Below are 23,245 nucleotides of genomic sequence, written 5' to 3'. Positions count from 1 at the left end.
GAACATGTGTTCGACTCCGGGCAAGCTGTGGGGCATACTCCGATCGTGCACGACCAGTCCGACGCCCCACCTGTATCGCGCCTTGACCTGCCCATACGCCCAGCGTTGCGGCACGAGTGCTGTCTGAATGGGCACCGGCTCGACATCGCGGGCCGGAACGCGTCGTTCAACCCGAACCTGTGGGAGCACCACCATTCGTGCAACGTCTGCTCGGACCTGCACCTGCCGCGCACGAGCTGGCTCGAAGTCGATCTCACGCTCGCGCACGAGCAGGTCGGGAACGGCCGGTCACGGCTGCGATTGGTGGCGCGCCCGCCGTCGACCGCGGCCGGCGTCGGGCAGATCGCGCTCGAGGTGCGCGGCGAACCGGTCGGCGATGTGGACGTTCAGCTGTGCGCGGTGGACCGGCTCGGCGTGATCGAGCAGGTGCGGGTCGATGAGGACTGTCGTCGGCGGGGCGTGGGGTCGCTGCTCGTGGCGGCGGCGTTGTCGCGCGGGCCGGGCTATGGGTGGTCGACGACGGTGCTGGATCGCACGCCGCGGGCGCGGGCGTTCTGGGCTGCGTTGCGAACCGACGTGCCGATTCGGCTGGGCGAGCCGCAGTATTGCGGGCACATGCTGGACGCGAGCGCCAGGGATGCGTAGCCGCTACCGGTAGTTCCAGTCCCGGTTGTACTCAGGATGGGTGCACCATGCTCGGGCGAGGAGGAACGGGAGCCGGGTGTAGAGCGGGTCGGGTTGGTCGTGGTGCCAGCGGTTGGCTCGCCACACTTCGATGAGTTCGCGGCGGCCGTCGAGGTCCCGGATTCCTTCGGGGACGGATGCGGTGCGTCTGGCTTCGTTGATGCGGTCGATGGTGAAGCGGGCGGCTGCGGCGAGATCGTCGTCGGGGTGGTCCGATTCTGGTGGCTCACCTTGGCCGTCAGGGCTGGTCACGCTGCGGTTGCTGGGGAGCGTGAGTCCTTGTCGGAATACAGCGTCGGAGAGCGCTCGGCGTGCCGCGTCGTTTTGATCGTCCACCGGGCTGAGCCTGCCAGTCGTCCCGGTGGACATGCATCGACTCAAGGTGTGAACCTACGGCCGCCACTCCTCGCGGTAGTCCGGGTGATCGGCGTACGGCAGGGCCAGCAGGAGCAGTGTCGGGCACGGCCACTTGACGGTGTTGATGCAGTCCGTCCCCGCGAGCGCGCCTGCGCACGAGCACGTCTTGCAGTCCGGGAGATAGTCGCTGTCGGGCGAGTGCAGGTCGATGATCCGTCGTTTGGCGTCGATCTCGGCTGCGCGACGACGCCACATCCCCGGCGGGGTCCACTCGCGACGGGTGCCGTCCGGGCGCAGGCGGCGCCAGTAGCGTTCCTCGGTGTAGTCGAACCGCTCGAACGCATCCAGGTCGACGCTGGTCGTGTTCAGCTCCCAGCCCCCGCCCTCCGGCGGGTCGTCGACCTCGCGCCACGCCTTCCGCTGGCCCTCCAGGGTCTTGTATTCGTAGGCCGGGTGCGCATTCCGCTGGTGCAGCTCGTCGTCGCTGAGCCCGGCATACGGGTTCTCCAGGTGCGGTTCGATCTCGGCCTGCTCGTCGGTGACGCGGGCGCGGAGGAACGCGATCAGGTCATCCATCAGGGAAGCTTCCTCTCTGAAAGTCCGATGATGCCGAAGTCCAGCGCCTCGATCCACTCAGCCGGGCAGTTCCGGCAGCCAGTGCGCCCGCAGTGCCATCCGTCCTCGCGGCGCTCCCAAGCGATCGTGCCATCACGATGGAGGTACTGCGTGCCGACGGGCGGCTCCGGCGGGTTGTCCGGAAAGAACTCGGAGGCGTCCTTGAGCCGTTTCTCGGCGGCTTCGGCCCGGCCCCGCCAATACGCGACCTCCTGCTCGAGCTGGCTCGCCGCGACCGACACTGTGCCGCCGGTGCCGCGCTTCGCGAGTGCGGCGTTGCGGGCGTCGTTCGATCCTCCGTCGACCGGGACGCACAGGTCCGCGATCCAGCTCAGTTCGCCGCCGTCCGGCTGGACGATGTGGACAGTCGGCCGGTCGGCGTAGGCATACACGTAGCCAGTGGCGTGGACACCGCTGCCGGTGGCGTAGCGGGCCTCGACCCGCTGGCCGTCGGTGACCCACTTCGAGTAGTCGTTCACGCTCGATTCATCAGTCACGTCTGGGGCTCCTTGCCGGTGAGTGTCAGGCTGATCTCGGCCTCGGCGCCCTCGATGCGGAGTTTCACCGGTCCTCCTGGCGCAGGGTGTAGGTGGCGCGCTGGCGGTGGTCGATGACGACGATCTGGTGCTGGCGCAGGTCGGCGGCGATTCGCCGGATCACGGCGAGGTCCGAGACGTGCGGGCTGGTGAGCAGAACACCCGGCTCCTGGTGGGTCTGCGGGCCGTCTGGGAGCCGGCGCGCGGACATCAGCGTCACCGTCTGCACCGAGACGCTGTGCGCGCGGGCGCGGCGCAACGCCTGCTCAACCTCGCCGTGCTCGTGCACCGCAGCATCCGGGCTGTAGCCCTCGCGCAGTCCCATCGCGACAGTCACCGCACTGGTGGGTCCGACGACGATCCGCCTGGTCCATCCGCGGCGGCGGAAGAACGCCACCAACCCGCCGTGCACAGGGATCGACGGGGTGCCGTGGGTGACACTGGGGTGCCGGTACAGCACCATGCCGCGCACCCGGCCGTCGTCGCCCGGAACGACAGCCGCCGTCACCGGCACCCCGTTGCACGCCTCGGCGAGGCTGCCGAGGACGTCCTCGACGGTCAGGGGCCTGGCGGGTGCCAGCAGGCCGGCAATCCAGTCGCCGTCAATGGTCGCGCCCGCCTGGTACAAATCAGCCACGGCTGTCCTCCTCGCCGCGGAGGATGCGGGCGATCCGGCGTTCGTCGTCCGTGCCACCGCACGCGGCAAGGGCCTTTCCGATGCGGGCCTGCAACTGGTCCCGCTCGGCAGCGTTCTTGTCGCGTTCCTCGATCAGTACCTGAGTGGCACAGAACTCCCGAGCGCGTTCAACGATCGGCAGCGCGCTGTCGGCCGCCGGCTGGTGTTCCACCACCTGACCGAGTTCGGAGATCGGGATCGGCTTCCCTGCGTTCGGGTTCGGGATCATGATTGGTGCGAGGCGTTCCAACGCCGCCTGCATCTCCGGTGTGTGTTCGACCGTGCCCGCGACCTCCCACGGGCGCGGCAGCTGCTGCTTGTTGCGGAGCGCCCGCTCGGTGGCCTCGACGAAGTCCTCGCGGTGTTCCACCGCCTGACCGAAGTGGACGGGGCATTCGGGGTTGGGTTCCATCATGCTGCCCGGCTCAGTCGCGTCGTAGTGCTTGGTCCACAGCGATTCGGGGGTGACGAAGCACGAACACTCGCGGTGTTCCACCACCTGACCGTGAGCGTCGGCGAGCCGCTCGCGGATCACCTCGGCCAGCCGCGAGTACGGCTCGCCTGCCGCGAGCTTCATCCCGAGCGCGGCCTCGATCTCCTCCAGAGCGGCTTCTTTGCCCTTGAGCGCGGCGACCACCGACCGGTAGGCATCCAGCGCCACCACGTCCTCGCGGGGTTCCGCAGGGGCGGCAGCGGTCCACGAGACATCGCATTCGTCGCCCCGTTGGCAGTGGCCGAGAGTCAGGCACGACGCGCACGGTCGCTCAACCGAGCCGGCAGCGGGGCGGTCGAGTATGACGTCGATCTTTTCCAGCGTCTCCAGCGCGCTGGTCTGGTTCGCCTTGTCCAGCTGGCCGAATTCGACGATCACCTCGCGGATCTCGTTGAGCTTGTCGGTGTAGCTCATCGGGTCTCCAGCGGGTACGAGCTTCACGGCGTCGGCGGGCAGCTCGTCACTGGCCTTGACCGGGTAGTAGTCCGGGCAGAAGTAGCCGTCGTCGTCCTTCTCCCACAACGCCTTTTCGCTCGCGCTCCACCACAGTTCGGGCACGCGGAGTGTCTGGTCACTCATCGTCGGGGCACTCCTTGATCTCGTCGGCCAGCTCGATCAGGAAGATCGCGTCGTTCCGGGTCCACCGGTCGTCTTCTGCCAGCACATGCAGCACGGCGGCGACGTCGCGGCGAGCGCACTTCCACCCGTCGGCCGTCGGTGCGGACATCGCTGAATCGACAGCCGTTTTCACGAGCAGATCGGCAAGCTCACTCATGGTCGGGGCTCCCCTCGGGGCCGCCGCGAAGGTCGTTCCAGACCTCGCGGGTCAGCGGTGTTTCGGTGTACCGCTTGGTGTCGATGTGCACCCACGCGTCGAGACCGAGACCGCACCGGCAGAAGCCGGGGTCGCGCTCATCCGCGTCACTGGGATGACGTCCGGTGTAGTCAGCCATGGTCGGGGCTCCCCTCACGGCCGCCATTCAGGTAGTGCACGCGCTGCGCCGCCTCCTCTTCGGATCTGTGGTCGGTGGCCGGGGCAAACGACCCGTCCGGCCGGTAGAACCCGACCGTCCACAAGCCGGTCTCGAAACTCTCGTAGATCCACGTCATTGCTCGTGGCTCCCCTCACGGACACGGCGGGCGCGGGTGTCGACGGCTGGCGCGTAGGCGTGGGGCCGCGCGTAACTGGGCAGGAACGCGGGCGCGATCCGGGTCAGGCCGCGGTCGTTCTGGTTGCACTGCATCCAGCCGTGGAGCCCGATGCTGAACTGCTCGAACCGTCCAGTCGGTGTGCGCCGGTACGGCGGGTTGCCCGTGAGGTAGCGGTAGAACGTGAAGCCGTCAGCCACGGCTGTCCTCCTCGTCTTCCGGTTCGTCGATGTCGGGGTCCATGTCGTAGGCGGACCGCTCGGCGTCCACTTCCGCGGCGGCGGTTTCCTGCGCCTCGGCGAGACGTTCCTCGGTGGCGTCGCACTCGCGGGCCCACGCATCAGCGGCAGCCAGGGACGGCTGGTCGGTCTCCGTGGTGGTGCGCTCGACGACCTCGCGGATGCGATCGAAGTACACCGGCGGATTCGTGATCCAACGCTTCATCCGGATGCCCGTGGTCACCGGTATCACTTCGTACGCCTCGGCGATCACGGCGCGGATCTCGTCGAGCTTCGCCCGGTCGGCGTCACGCTCAGTGCAAGCTTGCTTGCACAACTCCAGGGCCTGAGCGAGCCGTTCTTCCGCCAGCTTCGCGCGGCGCTGGTGGTCGCCCCGATGCCCGATCCGATCGGATTCGCCGAGCACTACCGCGAGCGCTTCCCTGCGCACGCTGGCCGCGTCCTGGCCGCCTTCGAGCAGCACCACACGGACCTGATCAAGGCGGTCCTCGACGGCCTTCTTCCGCTCCGCGAGCAGCGCCACCTCTCCGGCCAGCCCCATGCCCGCGCCGTCCTCGACGTTCGGGCCGAGCGCATCGTCGAGGATTCGATCGACGTTGAACCGGATCTTCTCGGCGTCCCGCAGCTTCGCCTCCGCGGCATCGGCGCGGCGAGCCTGGTCGTTCTCCTGCAGCGTCCACTCTTCGAGCTGCGCCTTGACGTCCCGCAGCTCCGCCGCCGCGGCATCAGCGCGGGCGCGTTCCTGGCGCAGGTTTTCCTCCCATGTGCCCATGAACTCGGCAGCCTCGGCACGGCTACGCCGGTAGATGTCCTTCGCCGCTTCCCACCACGACGAGGCACGCTTCTCGGCTTGTTCGAGGTCGATCTCGTAGAGGTGGATGAGATGGCGGAGCACATCCGCGCGTGCCGTTTCCTGGCCCGCATTCGGCCGCTCGCTGGCGTTCTCGGTCTGGTCAGGCATCGGGCTTCTCCTCGCTGTCGGACGCTCCCAGGAACGTGTCGAGCCGCTCGCCGAGCTGCTCATCGTTCAGCGGCTCGCCCGGGACCCAGCCACGGCGGGCGAACGCTGACCGGGCGAGGTCAAGAAACGCCTCGGCCTGCTCCCGGGATTTCCCGGTGCCGTCGGAGATCGCGGCTAGCGCCTTCTCTCGTGGGCTGGGCTCTGTCGATTCAGGCATTTGGTGTTCCTTCGGGGTTTCGGGGCTCCTGGCGGAGCTGGTCATGACGCTTGCGGGATGGATTGCGCGGCAAGGAGATCGAGTACGTCACCCACCCGGTAGCGCGGCACTCGACGCCGCTCCCGACCGGACGAAGGCACGTCGAGCAGGTCGTCTTCCGACGGCTCAGAATCCGCGTGCTGCACCAGACGGCCCCGTGCCGCATAGCCGCGGATCATCGACGCCGTCACCTCCCGGTCCAGGTACGTCGGCAACGCCCGCGACAGCTCGGTCGCGGTCAACAACTGGTTCTCCATCGCGCGGAGCATCCAGTCCCGGCGCTCCTGGATGTCCCACTCCCACCCGCACGCCGGGCACACCACCGATGCCCGGTTCGGCAGGCCGTACAGGTCGCGGTCGCAGCGTTCGAGCTGCTCGGCGTCCGGGTCGAACTCCTCGACCACCCGGACATCAGCCGAGCAAATCCCGAGATAGACCCGGTCCAACGGGCCGGACACCATCCGCCGCGCGCTCTCCACACGCCACGTGATCTCAGCGAAAAGCTCAGCAGCATAAGCACATCCGGCCATCCACGACGGGTGCCGCAACAGCCACCGCGCCAACGGCAACGGGTGGACCGCCACGTCGATCGGCGTGTGGTCGACCGCGTAGTCCTCCCACAGGTTCTGCACCCAGCCGGCGAGGTTGTCGCGCAGATCGTCGGTGAGGCTCGACGCGCCGAGGTGCAACGGCATCGGCGACCCGCCCCCGCCGGTGACGAAGCCGACGCCGCCGCGCGTCGTCTTCGCCTGCCGGGTGATGGTCACGTCCAACTCGGGGTATAGCCATTCGATGTCCCGCAACGCTTTGGTGAGCGTGTCAAGGCAGGTACGACACAGCGCAGTGTCAGTCGGGCGGCCACAACCAGTCGCGCACGTGTTCATCGGGTCCTCCTCGCGTCGATGCGCTTCGGGGCGCGGGGTTGCTGGCGTGGCCCGGTGTTCCGGTGCCGGCGTGCTTCGAGCGCCGCCTGCATCCGATCGGCGAGGGACGGCTCGTTGAGCAAGATCTGCCCGAGTCGCGCGTCCTCCGCCGCGTCCTCGATTTCATTCGGCTGCGCTCCGGACATCAGGACCGGCAGCGGGATGTCGAACGCGCGGGACATCTGCGCGAGGTTCCGTTCCAACGCCTCTCGGAACGGATGAAGGTCGACGTTGAAGTCGTAGATGATCTCCGCTGACGTTCGCACGGGAACCGGTTCCGACAACGAATCGATGACCTGCGCCCTCAGCCTGTCCGTCGGCATAACCGGGTCTCTCCAAACGACCGACGCGTCCAGGAAGACCCCGTACCCGCACTCACCGCTTCCGACTAGCCGCTCCGAACGCTCAGCGTGCCAACGGGTATGGCAATCCTCCGTACAGAAGTCCAGCGACGCGCCATCCGACGACAGCGGCACCGAGCACCAGCCGCACACCGGGGTCGTCACCTCGTCGATCAAGTCCACGATGTCGGTCATTTGGCCGCGCCCCCATCCTCAACTGTGACGCCCGTCAGGTGCTCGTACGCAACCCGATACTGCTCGTCGGCAGGGCGCATCGAGGTCGCAATCGCGAGAACCCGTTCGAGGACAAGGTTCCAGTCTCGTTCGTCGATTTCGGGATAGTCCTCCCAAAGAATTTCCCCGCACGTCACGGCGAGCCGGAGCTTCCGGAACAGCGCATGCCGTGCGACGGTGTCGATCGCCTGCTTGCGTGTCTCAGCGTCCACAGTGGAAACCCCCAGCGGTAACAGGATCTGGTTCGGATCGACCGGGTGGTCGGCAGTGACCGGGCCCGACGGCACGGTCGGGTGCTCACGTCCCCAGCACACCGGGCCGTAACCGCGCTTCTTCGACTTCTCCGACCGGAGCGGACGACCGCACTTCGCCGCCTTGCACCGGGCCGTCATGTCATGACTCTCGGTTTCCGGCCGGATCCGTCGCAGCCGTCGCCACGACGCCCGTGCGCACGCACGCGACCATCGGTGCGGAGCGCGGTCATACGACCGCACACCGGGCACCGTCCGTGCCGGAGTCCGGGGATCTCCGGCAGCCAGGTCACCGCACCGCAGGACCAGGTGGCCGCGTGCTCGTACACGCGCATCACCTCGGTCTCGTGGCCGCGCGGGCACGGCACGGCGAGCACAGTCACCGTGTTCAGCAGGCTGCCGAAGTCGGTCGTCGTCACGCCGACCTCCGGAGCGCATTGTCGATCGCGTCCGGACGCACCCCGTACCTTTGCGCCACCGACAACCGCGACTGCTGGGTCAGCAGCCACCGCAGTTCATCCGCCGGCGGCAGCTTCGGCTGACCGCCAGGCCTACGACGCGATTCCTCGACACCGACCGGTTCAGCATCCGGGTCGTCGATCGTGTCGTCGTCCCACGCCAGCGGCGGCACCCAGCCGTGCCGTCGCGCGTAAGCGCGGGCGTGACGCGACGCGACATCATCGGCCGGAGGCGTGTCCCATAGTTCGTCGTAAAGCGCATTGATCTGGCGCTGCTTCGCGGCCGTGATCCTGGTCTGCCGCTGCATGACCAGCCAGAAATTCCCCGGCGTCATCCCGAGCCGATCGGCCAGATACTGCTGTGTGCGGCCAGTCGCGACGAGCGCCTGCAGCCGCCGCCGACTTCCAGTGATGTCCACGACCGCCTTGTCCGCCAACGCGTCGCCGCTGAACTTGACAGCGAAGATTCTCTCCGCGGTAGCGGCGCGGATCCGTTTGTTCGGAACGCGACCGGGCCTGCCGAACAGGATGCTCTTGACGATGGAGTCGTGGAGCCCGGCGAGTTTGGCGGCGCGACGCCACCCGATCCCGGCCTCGCTGAGCGCACGCAGATGCTGGCGCGCGGGCTCGGCGTCGATGTATGCCGGGCGGCCATAGGCGCGTTGCCGCTTCTGGTGCTTGTTGTAGTCGCGGTTCGCCTGGGTGCACACGTCACACTTGCAGTGCTCCATCACATACTTCGCACGCCCGTGCGGGCGTCCCGTGGTCGTCATTTCGCCTCCGGCGGTCTCTGGCCGGTGAGCAGCGCGGCGAGGTCGGCGACGGTGCAGGTGACGTACTGGCGTGCGGGCTCGGTGGTGCCGCGGCGCTTGTGGACGACGAAACCAGCGATGGCGTCGTCGTTCCCGCGTTCGATCTCGGCTTCGGCGGTCCAGCCCGCGAGGTCGGTGCGGGCGACGTCCTTGCATTCGAGGACGACCCGGCCGCCGCCGGGTGCGCGAACTCCGCTGATGTCGCCGCGGTCTTTGCCGCCGTTGCGGGCGCGGCGTTCGATCCGGTCGTCGACCTGCTCGGCGAGGTAGCCGGCGATGCTGGTTTCGAAGCGGGTTCCGGCGGCTTTGGCTGAGGCGCGGTTGCGGGTCACGGGGTCCTCCGGGCGCAGCAGGGTCCGTTGTAGCCGCTGTCTTCGCGTCGTTCGATGGTGTCGCCGGGCCGGTACTGTTCCCGGCAGACACAGCAGCGTCCGGGGTAGGACGCGGTGAAGATCTCGGATCGGCCGGCGATGGTGGCGGGTCGCCGGTTGCCGCCGGGTCGGCAGTGCGAGCACTGGTCGGTCGGGAGTTCGGTGAGGCCGCAGCGTTCGACCTCGGGTGCGGGTTCGGCAGCGCGCAGCCGTGCTTCGATCTTCGCGATGTCGACGCGGTCGGCTGCGGTGAGCGGGACGGCGCGGCCGGTGATCGCGTCGAAACGCTGGTGCATTCCGCGCCACAGCTGCTCGGCCCGCTCGTAGAACTGGTCGGTCACGTGGTGCTCCCGTGCAAACGTTCGATGGTGGTCCAGGTCGGGCAGGGCGCGGATGGCCAGTAGAGGGCGTCGCATCCGTCCTCGTCGTAGCCGTTGACCTGCTCGCAACCACGGCATTCGAGCCGGTTCTCGCCGTTGAGCTTCGGCGCGTGGTCGCGGATCAGGGCACGGATCACGCTGTTCTGTGGGACGTCCGGGATGGTCGCGAGGAGGTCGGCGTGCCGGTCGAGGACCAGCTGCCGTGCGAGGGCTTCCCGGGCTTCGCGTTCCTCGGCGCGGGTGCGGCGCTCGGCGACCTCCTCCGGCGTCGGCGGCTCGAACAACTTCCGCATGATCTCCGCGCCCCGGCCGGAGGAGTCCAGGATTGGTATGAACGCCTCAGGCTCGTCCCGCTGGTCGCCGAGCACGTGGACGCCTTCAGGGATGGGCACGACCGGCACGACCGGCAGGATCGGGATCGTGGGCGGGTCGAGGTAGTAAGGCCCGGACCGGCCGGGTGCGGCGTCGCTGTCGTCGGTCGGCCACAGCTCGGTCGGCGGGGCGAACTCACAACGCTTGTGGTCCCAACCCATTCCGGCGGCGGCGTGCGCACGACAACCGACACCGGCGTCGATGCATCCGGGGCACAGCAGGCGCGGGTCGTCTTCGCCGCCAGCGATGGTTTCGAGGTGGTTGGTGGTCGGTTCCTGACGGCCGCTGAAGCCGTTGCCGCACGCGGCGCAGGTGCGCCAGGCGTCGCCTCGGGCGACAGCGACAGCGCGCCGCAGCGACCGGCGCATGCTGGCGGCGGTCACGGTCTCGCCGCGCTTGTCTTCGGCGCAGAGGTGTATCGCGGCAGCTCGCCGTTGTCGTCCTTGGGATCGTTAACGCTGTAGTACGTCTTGCCGCCGTCGTTGGAGAAGCACGCCGAGTTGCGGCGGTTCTGCCACAGCGGTGTACCGGAGATCTCGCCGTGGTTGTGCCATTCGTCGGGGTCGTCGGTCAGCGGAGCCAGGTTGCCGAACGCGAGGAGAGTGTGCAGCTGCTCGCGGGCCATCTCAGCGGACCCTCCGCTGTGACCGAAGGAAGCGAACGCTGCGACAGCCGCGACCAAGGACGCGCTGTACACCGGGTCCTCGCCGATCAACTGCAGCTCACGGCGGGCGTGCTCTACCAAGTTGCTCATGATTCTTCCTCGTTTCGTTGGTGGCGCTCGCGTTCCTCACGAGCGCTGTCCTCGTACAGGCCGAACGTCTTCTGCCGCCGCAGGTGCGACGCGAGCTTCGGACGGCAGATAAGGCACGGACGCAACGGAGGATCCGCGTTGCGGTCCTCGAAACCGCCGTCGCACTCGTGCTCGTCGACAATCACCTCGTCGCCTGTCCGGTCCAGATGGCTCACGACGCCCTCCTCGGTCTCAGCGTCCGCGGCTTGTGGTCACACAAAGCGGTCCCCACGTAGCCGTCCTTGTCGCATCGGTCACAGCCGTCGATCGCGGCACGCCGCTCCGCTGCCTTCGCACGCGCCTCAGCCGTGCGCGCCCTGTCCTTCGCGCGGGACTGCTCCGCATCCCATTCCCGAGCCGCGTCCCGTGCCGAACCGCACGCCCGGCACGCCCGCGTCGTCGGATTCTCCAAATGCTTCGGACATCGAGACGGCGGCCGGCGAGTTGCCTCGACCCGCTCCAGAGCACCGGCCGCGTTGGCTGCCTGCACCGCGATCTCCTCGTGCATCGCCGGATCACCAGCGCCGCCGTCGAGCCCGTCCGCGGTCAGCAACATCTCGCCCGACAGCACCTGCCAGGTGAGGCCGTCGACCTCGTGCACGAACTCGGCGTGGATTCGGCGCAGTTCGTAGCCGAGTTCCTGCCTCAGCCGAGGAGACTCGATCTGCCGCGCGGCTTTCAACCCGGCCCGGAGGATTTGGGGTTGCCGCCACACCTCGTCGGAGCGGATGAAGCTGCGGAGCAGGAACTCGTCGGTCTCCCAGTCGATCAGTACCTTGCGTTTCTTGTCGAGTTCGTCGAGCGCGTCCCGCAACGTTTGCTCGGACCAGCCGAGGTTCTTCAGCCACCGGCCGAACCTCACCGGTCCCGATCCGCACTGGGTGGTGTGCGGTTCCGTCATCACCGCGAAGTAGGCGAGCTTCGCGGCATCAGTGTCCACATCTGACAGTCCTTGCCAGACGGTGAACAGCAGACGGGCATGACTACGCGCCACGGGCGTACGACTCCTTCCGCGCTGGGCGCGGGGCGAGTCCGAGGCGGTCGCGGATCCGGGCCGTTGTGTAGGTCGTGAGGCTGGTGTGGGTGGCGATCTCGACGTCGGTCCAGCCTGCGAACCACAGGTCGTAGATCAGGGTTTCTCGGTCGACAGGCGAGAGTTGTTCGGCTGGGAGGTCGCCGCGCCAGCACGCGGAAAGCACTCTGGTGTAGGTGATCGGTTCGACGCACGGCGGTTGCCCTGGCACTGGTCGGCCGTCAACTCGGTAGCCCATCTCGCCTCCTTTCGGGTGGTGCACGGGCCCGGCCGTATCGGGAATGACCGGGCCCGCGAGATCAGGCGTCGGAGCGGGCGAGCGAGAAGACGGTCCGCAGCTCCGACGCGCGGACGCCGAGCTTCGCCAGCTCGTTCGGCGTCACCGTCTCGTCGGTGATCAGCTGCAGTGCGGCGGAGATGATCTGCAGGTCGCTTGACGGGCCGCCGACGAACTTCCCGGGCTCGGTCTCGTCGAACGTCGCGTACCGCCCGTACCCATTGCGGTCGGTAGGGATGTCCTTCTGGGTGATGGGTTTCCCGGCCCGGATGCGACGACCGATCAGGACACCGAACTGCCGCCAGGTTTCGCTGTGCTTGGCGAGCCACCGGTCTTTCAGTTCGGTGTAGTTGGTGACGCGCTGCGTGTGGCGGGCTTCGAGTTCGCCACGCTCGTTCGCGATCGCGGTCTTGACGGCTTCGCGGAGCTTCTGGACGTCGTATCTCACTTGCTCTGTCCTTCCTGGACGGTGGTGACGGCAGGGTGGCTGTCACCAATTGCGGACACCGAATCGGCGGTGTCGATGAAGTTGGGTAGTGGCCGGGCGGGGCTTCTCGGCGGGAAGGGGGTGAGCCCGCCCCGCCCGGCCACGTCAGTGCCCGCCGCCGGTGTGCGCTTCCGCAGCAGCAGGCACTGGGCTTTCATCAACAGCAACCCGGACGTCTTCCAGAGGCAGCGCCGCCGCCAGCGCCGAATGCGCCTGCGACAGGCCAATCGCGACCTCCGCGCGCCGCAACTGCCCCGGGTTGCGCGGCTCGGTGTCGTAGGTGAACCGACGCCACAGCTCCTCACCGGTTTCGAGCCACGCCTCCGCGGCCTCAACGTGCTCCTGTGCGTTCATGCCTCACCGCCAGCGGTCAGGTCCGGGTCGTCCGGCAACGTCGGGTCCGTCGGATCGGTGCTCTCGACGATTCCGGCGTTCGTCAGCGCGGCGACCTCGGCTTCGATCACCTTCCGCCGCGCAGGAGTGGCGGTCTTCCACTCGCGCTTGAACTCGGCAACGCGGTCCTCGGTCGTCTCGACCAACGGCTGCACCACGAAGATCGCGGACTTGCCGCGCGTCACCAGCAACGGCACCTGTTTCTTCTTCTCCAGGTGGCTGAGGTGGCTGATGCGGGTACCACCCACTGCCTGCCCGCCGAACCGCACCTCGGGATCGCAGTACAGGGTCACGCGGCGACCGACGTAGGTGGACGCGTCGGGCCCCCAGCAGGCGACGAGCACGCGGCGCATGCTCTTCCCCGGCCGCCACACCCGCGGGAACTCGGTGAGCTTGATGTTGACGGGCTGCTCAGCATTGCCCTTCGACACCTTCTCGATCGTGAAGGTCCGCGGTCCTCCGAGGAGATCGACCGCGTCGAGCTGGTCGCTCGTCGGCGCGATGCTGTCGGTGAGGTCCATCAAATCCTCATTTCCATGAAGGTGATCCGTTCAGTGGCAGGCAGCCTCTCGGTCTTGGCCGCGTACTCCGCGACCATCTCGGCGGCCGTCGCCTCGAACCGCTCGACGGCGGCGACAATCGCGTCCTGCCACGCCGGGTCCGGGAACACCCGCTTATGCCACATCGGCATCCCGCCCGAGAAGCTGATGAAGTCCAGCCATTCGCGGCCGGACACGAGCAGCCCGGCCTGGCACTGCGCCATGTGCTCGGCGGGCACCTCGTCGGAAAGGATCGTGCGCAGGTGCCCTTTGGCGCGCGGGGCCTTCACCTCGATCAGCCCGTCGTCACCGACCAAACCGTCCGGCGAATAGCCGAGCTGCCAGGTTTCCTCCTTCCGCAGAAGGAACCCGACGTCGCGGACAGGCCGGTCGTACACCTGGGCGTACAGCTCACGAGCGCGCGGTTCGTCCTCGATGCCGCGCAGCATGTCGTCGCCGACGTAGGTCGGGTCCGTATATCCGGTGATCCGTTCCGCTACCAACTGCACGGTGATGCCACGGCTCGAATCGTTGTTCGCCGGCTTCAACGTTTTCGGCGTGACCAGCTGGCCGACGACGGACGCGGTGACGATGCCTCGGCGCTGGTCTAGCCATTCGTCGGAGCCTTGGATCACGTCCGGAAATTCGATGAGGGTCATCGGGCACCGCCGAGGATTCCTTGCTGGTAACCGATCGCGACGGCTTCGGCCCGGTCGCTGACGCCGAGTTTCTTGAACAGGTGCCGTGCATGCGTTTTCACCGTGTCCGTCGACAGGAACAGGGCGGCCGCGATCTGCGGGTTGGATCGTCCGGCCGCGATCCCTTCGAGCACTTCGAGTTCCCGCTCAGTGAGGGTGATGGGTGTGTCGGTGAGGTCGCGGCCGACGACCCGGTGGTGCGGGGTTTGGCTCGGCGCGGTCGGGATCGTGTTGAGGAGGTATCCGCCGTGCGCGAGGTGCGCCTGGAACGCTGGCCAGTCGGCGGAGGAGACGGTGACGGCGTGCATGGTGGGGGCGCTCATCAGCGGGCCTTTCGGTAGAGCGTGGATTCGGCGGCGATGCGCGCGTCGGTGATGTGGTTGAGGTCGCCGTCGCCGAGCCACGGCCCGCCGACGTGCGGCGGTTCGGGCTGGTCGTCGAGGTGTCGGATCGGGCGGCGTTTGTCGATCGCGAGGACAATGGCGAGCAGGACGAGCACGAGCCCGACACCTCCGATCGTCTGCTGCAGCGTGGTCACGCGATCACCCCCGCGCGCTTGAACAGCTGCCGCGCCGCGTCGACCTTCGCCCAGTCGGCCGGGTCACCACCGACGTCCGGATGCGCCTTGTGCGCGGCGCGGCGCAGCATCAGCGCCGCAGCATCCTTGACCGCGCGGTCGGTGTGTCCGGCGGTGGGCATGTCGGTGAAGTTGCCGAGCCAGCGGAGGGCGTCGTCGACCGACGCGAACCCGGCCGGGGTGGTCGCTTCGATCGCACGCCAGCCGGCGTACTGCTCGCCGCGGGCCGCAACCCCGTACCGATCCAACGCGCGCAGGTGCTTCAGGCCGAGGGCGATGGCTCGCAGGTTGACCTGCCAATCGGGATCGCCGTGCCAGCGGCCTTGGAACGCGTCGCACGGGTAGGTGAGCGCGCCGAGCTTGCGGGAGGTGAAGGAGATCGCGACGCCGGGATGGCGGACTTCGGCGCGGGCGCGGAGCATCCCGTCCCGTCGGACATCAGCCTCGGCCGCGACGACGCGGACCGCGACCGCGCCTTCGACCTTGAGGTGGTCGAGTTCGTCGGCGAGGAGTTCGAGGGTGGCGTCGAACTTCGCGCGGAACGGGTTCCACCGCCGCCCCGTGGTTTCGGGGTAGGGCCAGCGGGGCATGGGCTCGATCTGCCACTGCATCACGAATCACCGCCCAGGCGCTCCAGAAGATCCGGGCCACCGTGGTGAGCGAGCAACTTCAGCGCCGCCTGGCCGCCGTTGTGCCGGGCGACCTGCGCGGCGAGCTTCTCCCCCACCTCCAACTGTTCGCACAGCACGGAACCGCCGTTGAGGAGGTGCACGAGACGCGACACGTCATGCGTGCCGGACACGACCAGCACGACAACCGGATCCGGACCGAACTCGCTCGGCCGGTCGTAGGCGCGGGACTCGTACATCAGCCCTCACCGCCTGGCTTCGGCACCCACGAGGCACGCTTCCACTCGTCGAGGTTGAGCGGCCCGAACTCCGTCACCCGGCCCTCATCCACGAACACCGCCAGCCCATACGTCGTCGACTCGTCCGGCCGCACCGACGTCACCTTCCGACTCGCGCCGTCGCTCTTGCGCACAACCCGCATCCCGACCCGCGGCTCGAACGGCAGCGTCCTCGCGGGAGTCGACTGCACCACCTGATCCGCGTGGAACCGGCGGAACCCAGGCTCGTCGACAGCTGGCCACGGTTCCCGGCCCGGCCCGCGCAACACCCGGAAACCAGACGCGACCATGTCCCGCATCACCTGGTCCGCGAACTCCCCACGCGCCTCAGCGGTCCACCGCTCCGGCGCGGCAGCACGCAACACCTCGAACAGGACGTCACCGTCCACCGCGCCCGGACGAGCCGCCCATTCCTGGAAACGCTCCGCGGTGAGCCGCGCGACGTGACCGCGCAATTCGCCGATCGTCGCGGAAGCCTTGCCGTACGCACGATTACGGTCACGCAACTCGCGGGCGAGTCGTTCCTCACGCGACGGCTCAGTCGAACTACGAAGCCTCGACCGCAGCTTCCCCCGTCCGATCTCCTTGCGGTGTTCCTCCCAGCCCGCGATGTCTCCGACCTTCTTCCCGCACCCGCACACCCCGTGGTCAAAACGGTTGTGCGGTTCGGGGAACGCCGGGTGCGGGGCAAGCACAACGACCCCGTCCGCCTTGTACTCGACAGCAGCCTTGCTCATCGCGCACCGAGCCCTTCGACCGTGCCAGCCGCCACATACTCAGTCAGCTGCGCGAGCGTGATCTCGTGCTCGCGATCGCCAGACACCCAGCGGATAAGGTCGCCGCGATCACTACCCCAGGCGCGCACCGGAACGTCGCCGATCCGGGCGAACACATAGACACCAACCCAGTCGGCCACCTGCCGAATGGTGATCCGGGGGTTTTCGAGTGTCTTCGCCCAGACCAGCGCCCCCTGCGCGCGGTCCGGAACGCGGAGCTGCAGGTCCAATCCGCCTTCTTCGATGTACTTGCCCACGTCGACCACGGGCAAGTACGGGTGAGCACGCAGGTGCGCGACCAGCGGAACCAGCTGATCCGCGAACGCCAACGCGGGTGTTTCGATCGTCTCGGTCATCGCGGCGTGTCCTTCGGCTGCCCGGTCTTGTTGGCCTCGTTGGCTTTCTGCTCCCGCTTCGCGGTCTTCTCCCGGGCGACGTCGTCCTTCGCCCGTTCCACCGTGCGGTTGATCAACCGGTCTCCCCACGCCATCACGCACCCGCCTTCGCGGGCGCAAGAACCCGCTGCCGCGTCGCGACCACCGCGACAAAATCCTCAATGGACAGACAGAACGCGGAATGGCGGCTGTCAGGCAGGAACCGCTCTTGCACGTCCACCGCGATCGCCACCGGCTTCCCACACATGATCAAGCCCGTGACCGTCAACACCGCACGGTTACTTCCCGCCTCAATCCGGAGCCGGGGCTGCGAAAGGTGCTTCGCCCACGACCCGAACATCGCGACGTCGTCGTCACGCATCCGCACCACCGGAACCGGCGTGAACCGCATCGACTCCACGCGGTCATCCAGGCCCCACGCCTTCGCGTGCCGCACAATCCGGTCCAACGTGTCGAAGTCGTTCACGACCACACCCCCAAACCGGCCGCGACGCCAAGCACGCCCGCTGTCGCGAAACAACCCATCGCCACACCAGCCGCGCCCACCGTCGACACCCAACGCGCCACCGCCGCCACGCGCGGAAACCGCGGCTCCACAACGCGAACCGTCGGCTGCGGCGGCATGTAATCCACCGACACCGGCTCGCGCACCGCCGGGAACGGAACCGTCCCGACCTCATCGCGCCAGCAGCGGAGCATCTCGCCGAGCGCACCCGGCTCAGCGAGCACACCCTCGACCGTGAGCAGCTGCGTCGCCTCAGCCCACGCCGAATCGCTCACCGGAGACTGCGCGGCGCTCATCGGTTGATCACCTCGGCTGCCGCTTCCTGCAGCGACGCCCGGTACGCCTGCAGCATCGCGATCGCATTGCCGGCCATCTCCCCGGCCTCACGGATCGCTGCCTGCGCCTCCTGAGCGTTCTGCCACAAGCGACCGTGCAGTGCCGACGCCTCCCCCAACGCTTCCAGAACCGCTGCTGTCGCGTCGGCCTGCGGCTCGTGCAGCATCTGCACCTGAATCCGCGCCTGCTCGGCCTGCTCGACCGGCACCTGCCCACCGATCTCCATCAATTTGGCGGCGATCTCCTGCAAACTGCTCATTGCCCGCACCGCCAAACCGCGCGCACCACACCGAACAGGCCAGCCGTCGACAGCAGCACTCCGCGCTCACGCTGGTAAATCCGGTACACGTCCACCAAACCCACACGCGAACGGCAATGCCGCCCCGGTCTGGCAGAATGCTTCCTGGTCATGAGGGACCACTCCTCTTGATCTGGGCCCGGTGTTCACGGCACCGGGCCGACTTATTTGTTGGGTTGAGCGCGGTCAGGCCGCGCCGTCCAAGACCGCCTGCCTGAGGTAGCGTCGGAACTCGGCCTTGGGGATCCGGTAGTAGCGGCCGGTTTTGATCGAGCCGAGCTCCTTGATGTGGATCAATCGCATGACCGTCCGGTACGGAACGCTCAGTCGCGCCGCGACCTCATCCGGGCTGTAGGCCCCGTCGAGGTCGTCGTCGGGCTCCGTCACGTTGATCGCCTCGGAGTCAGAGCCGACCTCGGCGGCATCCTTCTGGACAGAATTGGTCACCGCGGCCTCCTTTTCGGGTCGGGCTTCGGGCTCGGTTTCGAGGGCTGCGCGGGAGCCGGTCCCCAGGGACGGGGCGGCGGCGCTGTCGGGCGCGGCGGCGGGACGGGGTGCGCGATCTCGGTCATGCCGCACCGATCCAGTCGCTGGCCATGACCTGGTCAATGGGCAGTTCCAGCACTCGGGCGATGCGGTACAGCAGCTCGGGCTTGGCGGTGTTCGCGCCGTTCTCGATGTTGCTGATGTGCTTGACCGACCGGCCGACCTTTGCAGCCAGCTCGGCACGTTCCATCCCCTTCTCGATCCGCGCTTGGCGGATGTTGTCTCCCAGGGGCTTGGCCATGCGAGACAGATTAGGACAGTTTGAAGGAGTTGGCAAGCTGTCAAAGGACAGAAGAGGACACATGACGACGCAAGGGGTTGCCAGAGGAGCGAAAAGGAGCTAGAAAGAGCCCAGGGAGGGAGACAGAATGAGACACCTAACGACCAGAAAACGCCGCCGAGCAGGGTGCGTTGTCGACAGGACTAGACCGTTGAGGCACACTTACCGTGTGTCTAACGGAGGAGACTGGAAGCACCTCGGCGAAACCGTGGGCACCTGGATCGGCCGCCTCGGCATCGACCGCGAAGAAGTCGCGCGGCGAATGGGCATGGACAAGAAGACCGTCGACCGCATCATCCAAGGCACAGCAGTCGCCAAGGCGACCCTCGGCCGCCTCGAGACTGCACTCGGCTGGATGCCGGGCAGCACTCAGGCAGTGCTCGCCGGCGGGCAACCGATCGTTCCGCAGCCGCTCGACGCCGAGACGCAACGGGCCCTGGCCAAGATCCAAGCTGAAGCAGCCGAGATCCGCCGGAAGCTCGAACTGGTGTCGGACATCTACGACGATTACGGCCGGGAGGCTGCTCGCGCAGCGATCGCCAAACTGTCTGCTGAACTCGCCGATCTCAACCGTCAGATCGCGGAGTTGACGACGTCCTCGAGCGACGAGGGTTTGTCGCAAACCAGCTGATCACTCCGATTTGCGTGGACTAGTCCATTCGGGCGCTGTTCGTAACACGCTGTGGTCACCGTGGGATTATCTGAATATTCGGGGATGCAACAGATGTACGACGCACGATAGGAGCACCCCCATGTCTCGACGCCTGTTCTGGTTCGTCATCTTCGCGGCAGGCACCACAGCCGTAGCTGTCGCAGACTCGGTGGTCCGCAACCAGGGCAACGGTTTTTCCGTCCTCCCGGACGAATACCAGACACTAGTCCGCGTCATCGCAGTCGGATTGTGGATGCTCGCGGGCATTTCCTTCGCGACCCGGGAGGTGATCGATCACATCGATCGCAGCACAGAAAAAGCGATGAAAGAACTACTCACCGTGGTCGGGGAGCGCACCCAGGAGGTACTGAAGGTCGTCGACCACCGGAAGCGAAGGGAACTCGACGCCATGTTCAAAGAGTTCGGGCTGCCCCCTCAACAGCGCGATGACGAACCGACGGCGCTCGACGCCGGCGGCACGATCGAACTGGCGTCCTACCGTCGCCGCGGCAACGACCGGAACTGACCGGTGGCCAGACGCCCCGCGCCGGTCGGAACAATCGGCAAGATCAACACACGCACGCTCGGCCGCAAGTGCGTCGAGGCGGACGGTCGGGTCCGTATCGCGAACGGTGAGTGGAAGCGCATGCGCGCACGCGGAACCTCCGCCACTGAAGCGAAGAACAACCTGACGGAGAAGCTGAGAGAAGCCGCCGAGGAAGCAACCAACGACGAGATCACCCGAGATACGCGGATCGAGGTTCTCGCGGAGATGTTCCTGGATGACCTCGAAACGGAGTACCGGCTCGCGAAGCGGTCTCCCGACACCGTGCGCCAGTGGCGCGGGTACGTGAAGAACTGGCTCACCCCGGAGTTCGGGAAGCTCCAGGCGCGCGAATTCGAGAAGGTCGCACGACGGTGCGACCAGCTCGTGAAGCGCTGCATGGAGACCCGCAGCTACGACGCTGCGAAGAGTCTGCGCACGGTGGGCATCAAGTTGGGCGAGTTCGGCATCAAATACGGGGCCCTGACGTCGAATCCCTTCCTCGGGATCAAGCTGCGTCGCGCCGAGAAACGCAGGATCCGAGCCTTGTCGGCAGAACAGCGCGTAGACGTGGTGGCCAAGCTGGCGGACAACGCGCGGAAGCGGAGCGTCGACAGCAAGGGCCGGTCCCTTGGCGACCGCGCACGGATCTGGTGGATGCTGCCGCTGCTCATGCAGGCGGTCCTGTCGACGGGCGTGCGCATCGGCGAACTTCTCGCGTTGACAGCGGCGGAAGTCGACCTCGCAAAGCGGCAGGTGACGATCCGCTGGCACCTTGTCCGACAGCCCGGAGTCGGCATCATCCGCATGCGCGGGCGCAAGGGAAACCCGGACGCCATCCTCACGCTCACGCTTCCCGAGTGGTCACTGTTCGTCTGGCGTCTCCTGGTTCAGGAGGCGACCGACGGCGGGCCGTTGTTCCGGGCGATGCGGTCGGAGTGGCTCGACCCGTCGACGGTGATCAACAGGTTGCAGGAAGCGTTGCTTGCCATCGGGTACGGATGGGTCACCTCGCACGTGTTCCGCAAGACGGTCGCACGGGCGCTCGACGAGGAAGGCGTGCCCACCAACTGGATCGCGGACCAGCTCGGCATCACGCCCGCGGTGCTGGAGGAGCACTACCGGGAGAAAGGCACGTCAAACACTCGAACGGCCGAATCGATGGAGTCGCTCGACGTGGGAACCACGGGCTGATGTCGCGTCCATAGTTGGACAGTTATTGGACACCTGAGCTTGTCGTTGGCACGCACGAAAAAAGCCCAGGTCGTTGACCTGGGCTTTGGCTCCCCCGCTTGGACTCGAACCAAGAACCCTCCGGTTAACAGCCGAATGCTCTGCCAGTTGAGCTACAGGGGATCGTGCTCTGCCGGTCCGGATCTCTCCGGGCTGACAGGAAGAACTTTAGCCCATGCCGTTCCGGCCCCGCACAGGGGGGGTGGGTTTTCGGCGGCCCCGCGCGGGAGCCGGTTGTGTTGGACAATGGACAGTCGGAAGTCCTGCTGAGGAAGAGGTGTGGCCGTCGATGAAGAAGTTCCTGCTGGGCGTGGGCCTGGGGTACGTGCTGGGCACCAAGGCCGGCCGGGGACGGTACGAGCAGATCGTGCGCACCTATCGCCGGCTGGCCGACCATCCGATGGTCCAGGGGGCCGCCGGGGTGGCGCGGGCGAAGCTCGGCGAGAAGTTCGGGCGGGGGAACAGCTGAACGGGAACGGCTGAGAAAGCCCAGCTCAGGACGGTTTTCGCCAGGTCAGCGAGTACCGGCGAAGCACGTGTCGCCGGTACCTCACCCCGGGCAGCAGCCGGGCCGCGGTCGTGCGGACTTCGCGGTAGCTCATCTGCGGCCGCAGCACCGGCATGCCGTCCGGGCCGTGTGCGCGGCGGAGCGTCTTCGTCACGCGCACAATCGGGGCGGTCGCGATCGTCGTCGCCCAGTCTGTCGCGCTCGCGTCGCGGGCCAGGCCGACGACTACCAGTGCGCCGCCTGGGTTCAGGAGGTCCCGCATCCGGGTGAGGGCTGCTTCGAAGTCCACATGGTGGACGGTGGCCACCGAGCAGATGAAGTCGTAGGCACCTAGGTCGGCAGTGAGGAAGTCTCCCTCTACAAAACAGTCACCAGACAACGAGCGGGCCTGAGCGACCATCTGCGGGGACTTGTCGATCCCGGTGACGGAAGGCACCACCGAAGCCAGTTTCCGCACCAGCAGGCCGTCGCCGCAGCCGACGTCCAGCGCGGTCGAGCATCCGGCGGGCACCGCGCGAAGGATGTCCGGATGGCGGGCCACGTTCGTGTTCCAGTACGGCATCAGCCGGGGATCCTCGCGACGAAGAAGATCCGCCGGAATTCGAACCAGGTGGTGCCGTCCGGACGTGGCGGGTAGGCCTCGTCCAGCAGCGGGGCGAGGTCGTCTTGGAAGGCCGCCCAGTCCTCGTCGCCCAGGGCGGCGCGGATCGGGCGGAGGGCGGTTCCGGTGATCCACTCCAGGACGGCGCGCGGGCCGGAAAGCTGTTGCACGTACGTGGTTTCCCAGGCGTCGACCAGGCATCCGGCGTCGGCGAGGAGGTTCGCGTAGTCGCGCGGCTCGCCGACGGCGTCTTCGGCGCGCAAAGCGACCGAGGACAGCCGCGAGGCCCAGGCCGGCGAGGCCGCCAGCTCGCGGCTGAGGGCGTGCGAAGGGGCGGAAAAATTGCCGGGGACCTGCACCGCCAGCACGGCTCCGGCGGGGAGTTCCGCGGCCCAGCGGCGCAGCAGGTCCTCGTGCCCGGGCACCCACTGCAGGACCGCGTTCGAGACGACCACGTCGGTGTCCGGTTTCGGCGTCCACGTCCGGACGTCGCCGACCTCGGCGGCCACCCCGCGCTCCCGGGCCGCGGCGACCATTTCCGGCGAGCTGTCGATCGCCTCCAGCACCGCGTCCGGCCAGCGCAGGGCCAGGTCGAGGGTCAGGGTTCCGGGGCCGCAGCCCAGGTCGGCCACCCGGCGGGGCGAAGCCGCCGAGATTCGCCCGATCAGGTCGTAGAACGGCCGGCCGCGCAGGTCGGAGTAGTCGAGGTACTTCGCCGGATCCCACACGAGCAGCCTCCCGCCAGTTAACAGTACAGCC

General features: G+C 67.6%; 45 protein-coding genes, 1 tRNA gene and 1 pseudogene. 5 read left to right on the top strand and 42 right to left on the bottom strand.

The window, feature by feature from the left end:
- The first annotated feature begins 45 nt into the window (after positions 1 to 45).
- Positions 46 to 645 (top strand): GNAT family N-acetyltransferase, encoded by a 600-nt coding sequence (locus F9C11_RS20480; protein WP_409186473.1) that lies wholly within the window; start codon positions 46 to 48, stop codon positions 643 to 645.
- A gap of 3 nt (positions 646 to 648) precedes the next feature.
- On the opposite strand, the gene F9C11_RS20475 is transcribed toward F9C11_RS20480, so the two are convergent.
- The 39 genes and pseudogenes from F9C11_RS20475 to F9C11_RS20285 form a co-directional block, all read right to left on the bottom strand.
- Positions 649 to 1,020, bottom strand: coding sequence for a hypothetical protein (locus F9C11_RS20475; protein WP_409186472.1), 372 nt, complete (start codon positions 1,018 to 1,020; stop codon positions 649 to 651).
- A 54-nt stretch (positions 1,021 to 1,074) separates the two neighbouring features.
- The gene (locus tag F9C11_RS20470; RefSeq protein WP_409186471.1) at positions 1,075 to 1,617 is read right to left on the bottom strand and encodes a DUF6221 family protein; all 543 of its coding nucleotides are present in this window, start codon (positions 1,615 to 1,617) and stop codon (positions 1,075 to 1,077) included.
- Positions 1,617 to 2,153 carry a hypothetical protein gene (locus F9C11_RS20465; protein WP_409186470.1) on the bottom strand — a complete coding sequence of 179 codons (537 nt, stop codon included), beginning with the start codon at positions 2,151 to 2,153 and terminating at the stop codon, positions 1,617 to 1,619. Before F9C11_RS20465 ends, F9C11_RS20470 begins: the two co-directional genes overlap by 1 nt.
- 64 nt (positions 2,154 to 2,217) lie before the next feature.
- The gene (locus tag F9C11_RS20460) at positions 2,218 to 2,829 is read right to left on the bottom strand and encodes a hypothetical protein (protein ID WP_409186469.1); all 612 of its coding nucleotides are present in this window, start codon (positions 2,827 to 2,829) and stop codon (positions 2,218 to 2,220) included.
- Positions 2,822 to 3,919, bottom strand: a complete 1,098-nt coding sequence (locus F9C11_RS20455; protein WP_409186468.1) for a hypothetical protein — start codon at positions 3,917 to 3,919, stop codon at positions 2,822 to 2,824. Before F9C11_RS20455 ends, F9C11_RS20460 begins: the two co-directional genes overlap by 8 nt.
- Before the next feature lie 13 nt (positions 3,920 to 3,932).
- Positions 3,933 to 4,136, bottom strand: a complete 204-nt coding sequence (locus F9C11_RS20450) for a hypothetical protein (RefSeq protein WP_409186467.1) — start codon at positions 4,134 to 4,136, stop codon at positions 3,933 to 3,935.
- The gene (locus tag F9C11_RS20445) at positions 4,129 to 4,314 is read right to left on the bottom strand and encodes a hypothetical protein (protein ID WP_409186466.1); all 186 of its coding nucleotides are present in this window, start codon (positions 4,312 to 4,314) and stop codon (positions 4,129 to 4,131) included. Before F9C11_RS20445 ends, F9C11_RS20450 begins: the two co-directional genes overlap by 8 nt.
- Positions 4,307 to 4,471 carry a hypothetical protein gene (locus tag F9C11_RS20440; RefSeq protein ID WP_409186465.1) on the bottom strand — a complete coding sequence of 55 codons (165 nt, stop codon included), beginning with the start codon at positions 4,469 to 4,471 and terminating at the stop codon, positions 4,307 to 4,309. Before F9C11_RS20440 ends, F9C11_RS20445 begins: the two co-directional genes overlap by 8 nt.
- Complete coding sequence (locus tag F9C11_RS20435; RefSeq protein ID WP_409186464.1) at positions 4,468 to 4,710, bottom strand: hypothetical protein; 243 nt, start codon at positions 4,708 to 4,710, stop codon at positions 4,468 to 4,470. Before F9C11_RS20435 ends, F9C11_RS20440 begins: the two co-directional genes overlap by 4 nt.
- On the bottom strand, positions 4,703 to 5,710 hold the full coding sequence (locus tag F9C11_RS20430) for a hypothetical protein (protein WP_409186463.1): 1,008 nt from the start codon (positions 5,708 to 5,710) through the stop codon (positions 4,703 to 4,705). Before F9C11_RS20430 ends, F9C11_RS20435 begins: the two co-directional genes overlap by 8 nt.
- Complete coding sequence (locus F9C11_RS20425; protein ID WP_409186462.1) at positions 5,703 to 5,927, bottom strand: hypothetical protein; 225 nt, start codon at positions 5,925 to 5,927, stop codon at positions 5,703 to 5,705. Before F9C11_RS20425 ends, F9C11_RS20430 begins: the two co-directional genes overlap by 8 nt.
- Positions 5,928 to 5,968: 41 nt before the next feature.
- On the bottom strand, positions 5,969 to 6,733 hold the full coding sequence (locus F9C11_RS20420; RefSeq protein ID WP_409186461.1) for a hypothetical protein: 765 nt from the start codon (positions 6,731 to 6,733) through the stop codon (positions 5,969 to 5,971).
- A 113-nt stretch (positions 6,734 to 6,846) separates the two neighbouring features.
- Positions 6,847 to 7,425: a hypothetical protein gene (locus F9C11_RS20415; RefSeq protein WP_409186460.1), complete on the bottom strand. Its 579-nt coding sequence runs from the start codon at positions 7,423 to 7,425 to the stop codon at positions 6,847 to 6,849.
- The gene (locus tag F9C11_RS20410; protein WP_409186459.1) at positions 7,422 to 7,856 is read right to left on the bottom strand and encodes a DUF6011 domain-containing protein; all 435 of its coding nucleotides are present in this window, start codon (positions 7,854 to 7,856) and stop codon (positions 7,422 to 7,424) included. Before F9C11_RS20410 ends, F9C11_RS20415 begins: the two co-directional genes overlap by 4 nt.
- A complete protein-coding gene (locus F9C11_RS20405) occupies positions 7,853 to 8,134 on the bottom strand; it encodes a hypothetical protein (RefSeq protein ID WP_409186458.1) in 282 nt (93 codons plus the stop codon). Before F9C11_RS20405 ends, F9C11_RS20410 begins: the two co-directional genes overlap by 4 nt.
- Positions 8,131 to 8,946 (bottom strand): hypothetical protein, encoded by an 816-nt coding sequence (locus tag F9C11_RS20400; RefSeq protein ID WP_409186457.1) that lies wholly within the window; start codon positions 8,944 to 8,946, stop codon positions 8,131 to 8,133. Before F9C11_RS20400 ends, F9C11_RS20405 begins: the two co-directional genes overlap by 4 nt.
- The gene (locus tag F9C11_RS20395) at positions 8,943 to 9,317 is read right to left on the bottom strand and encodes a hypothetical protein (protein ID WP_409186456.1); all 375 of its coding nucleotides are present in this window, start codon (positions 9,315 to 9,317) and stop codon (positions 8,943 to 8,945) included. Before F9C11_RS20395 ends, F9C11_RS20400 begins: the two co-directional genes overlap by 4 nt.
- Positions 9,314 to 9,697, bottom strand: a complete 384-nt coding sequence (locus F9C11_RS20390; protein ID WP_409186455.1) for a hypothetical protein — start codon at positions 9,695 to 9,697, stop codon at positions 9,314 to 9,316. The genes F9C11_RS20395 and F9C11_RS20390 overlap by 4 nt, the downstream gene beginning before the upstream one ends.
- Positions 9,694 to 10,491, bottom strand: a complete 798-nt coding sequence (locus F9C11_RS20385) for a hypothetical protein (protein WP_409186454.1) — start codon at positions 10,489 to 10,491, stop codon at positions 9,694 to 9,696. The genes F9C11_RS20390 and F9C11_RS20385 overlap by 4 nt, the downstream gene beginning before the upstream one ends.
- Positions 10,488 to 10,862 carry a hypothetical protein gene (locus F9C11_RS20380; protein ID WP_409186453.1) on the bottom strand — a complete coding sequence of 125 codons (375 nt, stop codon included), beginning with the start codon at positions 10,860 to 10,862 and terminating at the stop codon, positions 10,488 to 10,490. The genes F9C11_RS20385 and F9C11_RS20380 overlap by 4 nt, the downstream gene beginning before the upstream one ends.
- Positions 10,859 to 11,077: a hypothetical protein gene (locus tag F9C11_RS20375; RefSeq protein WP_409186452.1), complete on the bottom strand. Its 219-nt coding sequence runs from the start codon at positions 11,075 to 11,077 to the stop codon at positions 10,859 to 10,861. The genes F9C11_RS20380 and F9C11_RS20375 overlap by 4 nt, the downstream gene beginning before the upstream one ends.
- Complete coding sequence (locus tag F9C11_RS20370) at positions 11,074 to 11,895, bottom strand: hypothetical protein (protein ID WP_409186451.1); 822 nt, start codon at positions 11,893 to 11,895, stop codon at positions 11,074 to 11,076. The genes F9C11_RS20375 and F9C11_RS20370 overlap by 4 nt, the downstream gene beginning before the upstream one ends.
- A complete protein-coding gene (locus tag F9C11_RS20365) occupies positions 11,885 to 12,172 on the bottom strand; it encodes a hypothetical protein (protein WP_409186450.1) in 288 nt (95 codons plus the stop codon). The genes F9C11_RS20370 and F9C11_RS20365 overlap by 11 nt, the downstream gene beginning before the upstream one ends.
- A 61-nt stretch (positions 12,173 to 12,233) precedes the next feature.
- Complete coding sequence (locus F9C11_RS20360; protein WP_409186449.1) at positions 12,234 to 12,659, bottom strand: hypothetical protein; 426 nt, start codon at positions 12,657 to 12,659, stop codon at positions 12,234 to 12,236.
- 144 nt (positions 12,660 to 12,803) lie between these two features.
- Positions 12,804 to 13,052, bottom strand: coding sequence for a hypothetical protein (locus tag F9C11_RS20355; RefSeq protein ID WP_409186448.1), 249 nt, complete (start codon positions 13,050 to 13,052; stop codon positions 12,804 to 12,806).
- The gene (locus tag F9C11_RS20350) at positions 13,049 to 13,612 is read right to left on the bottom strand and encodes a hypothetical protein (protein ID WP_409186447.1); all 564 of its coding nucleotides are present in this window, start codon (positions 13,610 to 13,612) and stop codon (positions 13,049 to 13,051) included. Before F9C11_RS20350 ends, F9C11_RS20355 begins: the two co-directional genes overlap by 4 nt.
- Positions 13,612 to 14,289 (bottom strand): lambda exonuclease family protein, encoded by a 678-nt coding sequence (locus F9C11_RS20345; RefSeq protein WP_409186446.1) that lies wholly within the window; start codon positions 14,287 to 14,289, stop codon positions 13,612 to 13,614. Before F9C11_RS20345 ends, F9C11_RS20350 begins: the two co-directional genes overlap by 1 nt.
- A pseudogene (locus F9C11_RS20340) lies at positions 14,286 to 14,486 on the bottom strand (response regulator transcription factor); the annotation flags it as partial. The gene F9C11_RS20345 and the pseudogene F9C11_RS20340, both read right to left, overlap by 4 nt.
- A 164-nt stretch (positions 14,487 to 14,650) precedes the next feature.
- Complete coding sequence (locus F9C11_RS20335) at positions 14,651 to 14,866, bottom strand: hypothetical protein (RefSeq protein WP_409186445.1); 216 nt, start codon at positions 14,864 to 14,866, stop codon at positions 14,651 to 14,653.
- A complete protein-coding gene (locus F9C11_RS20330) occupies positions 14,863 to 15,516 on the bottom strand; it encodes a hypothetical protein (protein WP_409186444.1) in 654 nt (217 codons plus the stop codon). Before F9C11_RS20330 ends, F9C11_RS20335 begins: the two co-directional genes overlap by 4 nt.
- Entirely contained in the window at positions 15,516 to 15,773 is a 258-nt protein-coding gene (locus F9C11_RS20325) for a hypothetical protein (RefSeq protein WP_409186443.1), read from the bottom strand. The genes F9C11_RS20330 and F9C11_RS20325 overlap by 1 nt, the downstream gene beginning before the upstream one ends.
- Positions 15,773 to 16,549 carry a hypothetical protein gene (locus F9C11_RS20320; protein WP_409186442.1) on the bottom strand — a complete coding sequence of 259 codons (777 nt, stop codon included), beginning with the start codon at positions 16,547 to 16,549 and terminating at the stop codon, positions 15,773 to 15,775. The genes F9C11_RS20325 and F9C11_RS20320 overlap by 1 nt, the downstream gene beginning before the upstream one ends.
- Positions 16,546 to 16,944 carry a hypothetical protein gene (locus tag F9C11_RS20315; protein WP_409186441.1) on the bottom strand — a complete coding sequence of 133 codons (399 nt, stop codon included), beginning with the start codon at positions 16,942 to 16,944 and terminating at the stop codon, positions 16,546 to 16,548. The genes F9C11_RS20320 and F9C11_RS20315 overlap by 4 nt, the downstream gene beginning before the upstream one ends.
- Positions 16,941 to 17,078 carry a hypothetical protein gene (locus tag F9C11_RS20310; protein ID WP_409186440.1) on the bottom strand — a complete coding sequence of 46 codons (138 nt, stop codon included), beginning with the start codon at positions 17,076 to 17,078 and terminating at the stop codon, positions 16,941 to 16,943. The genes F9C11_RS20315 and F9C11_RS20310 overlap by 4 nt, the downstream gene beginning before the upstream one ends.
- The gene (locus tag F9C11_RS20305; RefSeq protein WP_409186439.1) at positions 17,078 to 17,449 is read right to left on the bottom strand and encodes a hypothetical protein; all 372 of its coding nucleotides are present in this window, start codon (positions 17,447 to 17,449) and stop codon (positions 17,078 to 17,080) included. Before F9C11_RS20305 ends, F9C11_RS20310 begins: the two co-directional genes overlap by 1 nt.
- Entirely contained in the window at positions 17,446 to 17,784 is a 339-nt protein-coding gene (locus tag F9C11_RS20300) for a hypothetical protein (RefSeq protein WP_409186438.1), read from the bottom strand. The genes F9C11_RS20305 and F9C11_RS20300 overlap by 4 nt, the downstream gene beginning before the upstream one ends.
- Positions 17,781 to 18,083 (bottom strand): hypothetical protein, encoded by a 303-nt coding sequence (locus F9C11_RS20295; protein WP_409186437.1) that lies wholly within the window; start codon positions 18,081 to 18,083, stop codon positions 17,781 to 17,783. The genes F9C11_RS20300 and F9C11_RS20295 overlap by 4 nt, the downstream gene beginning before the upstream one ends.
- A 225-nt stretch (positions 18,084 to 18,308) precedes the next feature.
- Complete coding sequence (locus tag F9C11_RS20290; RefSeq protein WP_409186436.1) at positions 18,309 to 18,569, bottom strand: excisionase family DNA-binding protein; 261 nt, start codon at positions 18,567 to 18,569, stop codon at positions 18,309 to 18,311.
- A 121-nt stretch (positions 18,570 to 18,690) separates the two neighbouring features.
- Positions 18,691 to 18,909, bottom strand: a complete 219-nt coding sequence (locus F9C11_RS20285; protein WP_409186435.1) for a helix-turn-helix transcriptional regulator — start codon at positions 18,907 to 18,909, stop codon at positions 18,691 to 18,693.
- Between the two features lie 247 nt (positions 18,910 to 19,156).
- Here F9C11_RS20285 and F9C11_RS20280 point away from each other — a divergent pair, with 247 nt between their 5' ends.
- The 3 genes from F9C11_RS20280 (at position 19,157) to F9C11_RS20270 (ending at position 21,338) form a co-directional block, all read left to right on the top strand.
- Positions 19,157 to 19,579 carry a hypothetical protein gene (locus F9C11_RS20280; RefSeq protein ID WP_409186434.1) on the top strand — a complete coding sequence of 141 codons (423 nt, stop codon included), beginning with the start codon at positions 19,157 to 19,159 and terminating at the stop codon, positions 19,577 to 19,579.
- A gap of 121 nt (positions 19,580 to 19,700) precedes the next feature.
- Positions 19,701 to 20,126, top strand: coding sequence for a hypothetical protein (locus F9C11_RS20275; RefSeq protein WP_409186433.1), 426 nt, complete (start codon positions 19,701 to 19,703; stop codon positions 20,124 to 20,126).
- Positions 20,127 to 20,129: 3 nt separating this feature from the next.
- Complete coding sequence (locus F9C11_RS20270) at positions 20,130 to 21,338, top strand: tyrosine-type recombinase/integrase (protein WP_409186432.1); 1,209 nt, start codon at positions 20,130 to 20,132, stop codon at positions 21,336 to 21,338.
- An 86-nt stretch (positions 21,339 to 21,424) separates the two neighbouring features.
- Here the strand turns inward: F9C11_RS20270 and F9C11_RS20265 are convergent.
- Positions 21,425 to 21,500, bottom strand: a tRNA-Asn gene (locus F9C11_RS20265).
- Positions 21,501 to 21,666: 166 nt separating this feature from the next.
- On the opposite strand from F9C11_RS20265, the gene F9C11_RS20260 reads away from it, so the two are divergent.
- Positions 21,667 to 21,846 (top strand): hypothetical protein, encoded by a 180-nt coding sequence (locus tag F9C11_RS20260; RefSeq protein ID WP_409186431.1) that lies wholly within the window; start codon positions 21,667 to 21,669, stop codon positions 21,844 to 21,846.
- A gap of 25 nt (positions 21,847 to 21,871) precedes the next feature.
- Here F9C11_RS20260 and F9C11_RS20255 read toward each other — a convergent pair whose 3' ends face one another.
- Together F9C11_RS20255 and F9C11_RS20250 are read right to left on the bottom strand one after the other, a co-directional pair.
- A complete protein-coding gene (locus F9C11_RS20255) occupies positions 21,872 to 22,447 on the bottom strand; it encodes a class I SAM-dependent methyltransferase (protein WP_409186430.1) in 576 nt (191 codons plus the stop codon).
- Positions 22,447 to 23,214, bottom strand: a complete 768-nt coding sequence (locus tag F9C11_RS20250) for a trans-aconitate 2-methyltransferase (protein ID WP_409186429.1) — start codon at positions 23,212 to 23,214, stop codon at positions 22,447 to 22,449. The genes F9C11_RS20255 and F9C11_RS20250 overlap by 1 nt, the downstream gene beginning before the upstream one ends.
- Positions 23,215 to 23,245 lie beyond the last annotated feature (31 nt).

Origin of the sequence: Amycolatopsis sp. VS8301801F10 (genome assembly GCF_046195355.1) — a bacterium.
Taxonomy (GTDB): domain Bacteria; phylum Actinomycetota; class Actinomycetes; order Mycobacteriales; family Pseudonocardiaceae; genus Amycolatopsis.
This window is presented reverse-complemented; position numbering and strand designations above follow the sequence as displayed.

Bases quoted from the DNA above. Each gene is read 5' to 3' on its own strand.
- F9C11_RS20470 (WP_409186471.1), bottom strand. From the start codon at position 1,617: ATGGATGACCTGATCGCGTTCCTCCGCGCCCGCGTCACCGACGAGCAG.
- F9C11_RS20450 (WP_409186467.1), bottom strand. From the start codon at position 4,136: ATGAGTGAGCTTGCCGATCTGCTCGTGAAAACGGCTGTCGATTCAGCG.
- F9C11_RS20445 (WP_409186466.1), bottom strand. From the start codon at position 4,314: ATGGCTGACTACACCGGACGTCATCCCAGTGACGCGGATGAGCGCGAC.
- F9C11_RS20440 (WP_409186465.1), bottom strand. From the start codon at position 4,471: ATGACGTGGATCTACGAGAGTTTCGAGACCGGCTTGTGGACGGTCGGG.
- F9C11_RS20430 (WP_409186463.1), bottom strand. From the start codon at position 5,710: ATGCCTGACCAGACCGAGAACGCCAGCGAGCGGCCGAATGCGGGCCAG.
- F9C11_RS20425 (WP_409186462.1), bottom strand. From the start codon at position 5,927: ATGCCTGAATCGACAGAGCCCAGCCCACGAGAGAAGGCGCTAGCCGCG.
- F9C11_RS20415 (WP_409186460.1), bottom strand. From the start codon at position 7,425: ATGACCGACATCGTGGACTTGATCGACGAGGTGACGACCCCGGTGTGC.
- F9C11_RS20410 (WP_409186459.1), bottom strand. From the start codon at position 7,856: ATGACGGCCCGGTGCAAGGCGGCGAAGTGCGGTCGTCCGCTCCGGTCG.
- F9C11_RS20400 (WP_409186457.1), bottom strand. From the start codon at position 8,946: ATGACGACCACGGGACGCCCGCACGGGCGTGCGAAGTATGTGATGGAG.
- F9C11_RS20380 (WP_409186453.1), bottom strand. From the start codon at position 10,862: ATGAGCAACTTGGTAGAGCACGCCCGCCGTGAGCTGCAGTTGATCGGC.
- F9C11_RS20365 (WP_409186450.1), bottom strand. From the start codon at position 12,172: ATGGGCTACCGAGTTGACGGCCGACCAGTGCCAGGGCAACCGCCGTGC.
- F9C11_RS20355 (WP_409186448.1), bottom strand. From the start codon at position 13,052: ATGAACGCACAGGAGCACGTTGAGGCCGCGGAGGCGTGGCTCGAAACC.
- F9C11_RS20350 (WP_409186447.1), bottom strand. From the start codon at position 13,612: ATGGACCTCACCGACAGCATCGCGCCGACGAGCGACCAGCTCGACGCG.
- F9C11_RS20345 (WP_409186446.1), bottom strand. From the start codon at position 14,289: ATGACCCTCATCGAATTTCCGGACGTGATCCAAGGCTCCGACGAATGG.
- F9C11_RS20330 (WP_409186444.1), bottom strand. From the start codon at position 15,516: ATGCAGTGGCAGATCGAGCCCATGCCCCGCTGGCCCTACCCCGAAACC.
- F9C11_RS20325 (WP_409186443.1), bottom strand. From the start codon at position 15,773: ATGTACGAGTCCCGCGCCTACGACCGGCCGAGCGAGTTCGGTCCGGAT.
- F9C11_RS20320 (WP_409186442.1), bottom strand. From the start codon at position 16,549: ATGAGCAAGGCTGCTGTCGAGTACAAGGCGGACGGGGTCGTTGTGCTT.
- F9C11_RS20315 (WP_409186441.1), bottom strand. From the start codon at position 16,944: ATGACCGAGACGATCGAAACACCCGCGTTGGCGTTCGCGGATCAGCTG.
- F9C11_RS20310 (WP_409186440.1), bottom strand. From the start codon at position 17,078: ATGGCGTGGGGAGACCGGTTGATCAACCGCACGGTGGAACGGGCGAAG.
- F9C11_RS20300 (WP_409186438.1), bottom strand. From the start codon at position 17,784: ATGAGCGCCGCGCAGTCTCCGGTGAGCGATTCGGCGTGGGCTGAGGCG.
- F9C11_RS20295 (WP_409186437.1), bottom strand. From the start codon at position 18,083: ATGAGCAGTTTGCAGGAGATCGCCGCCAAATTGATGGAGATCGGTGGG.
- F9C11_RS20285 (WP_409186435.1), bottom strand. From the start codon at position 18,909: ATGGCCAAGCCCCTGGGAGACAACATCCGCCAAGCGCGGATCGAGAAG.
- F9C11_RS20275 (WP_409186433.1), top strand. From the start codon at position 19,701: ATGTCTCGACGCCTGTTCTGGTTCGTCATCTTCGCGGCAGGCACCACA.
- F9C11_RS20260 (WP_409186431.1), top strand. From the start codon at position 21,667: ATGAAGAAGTTCCTGCTGGGCGTGGGCCTGGGGTACGTGCTGGGCACC.
- F9C11_RS20255 (WP_409186430.1), bottom strand. From the start codon at position 22,447: ATGCCGTACTGGAACACGAACGTGGCCCGCCATCCGGACATCCTTCGC.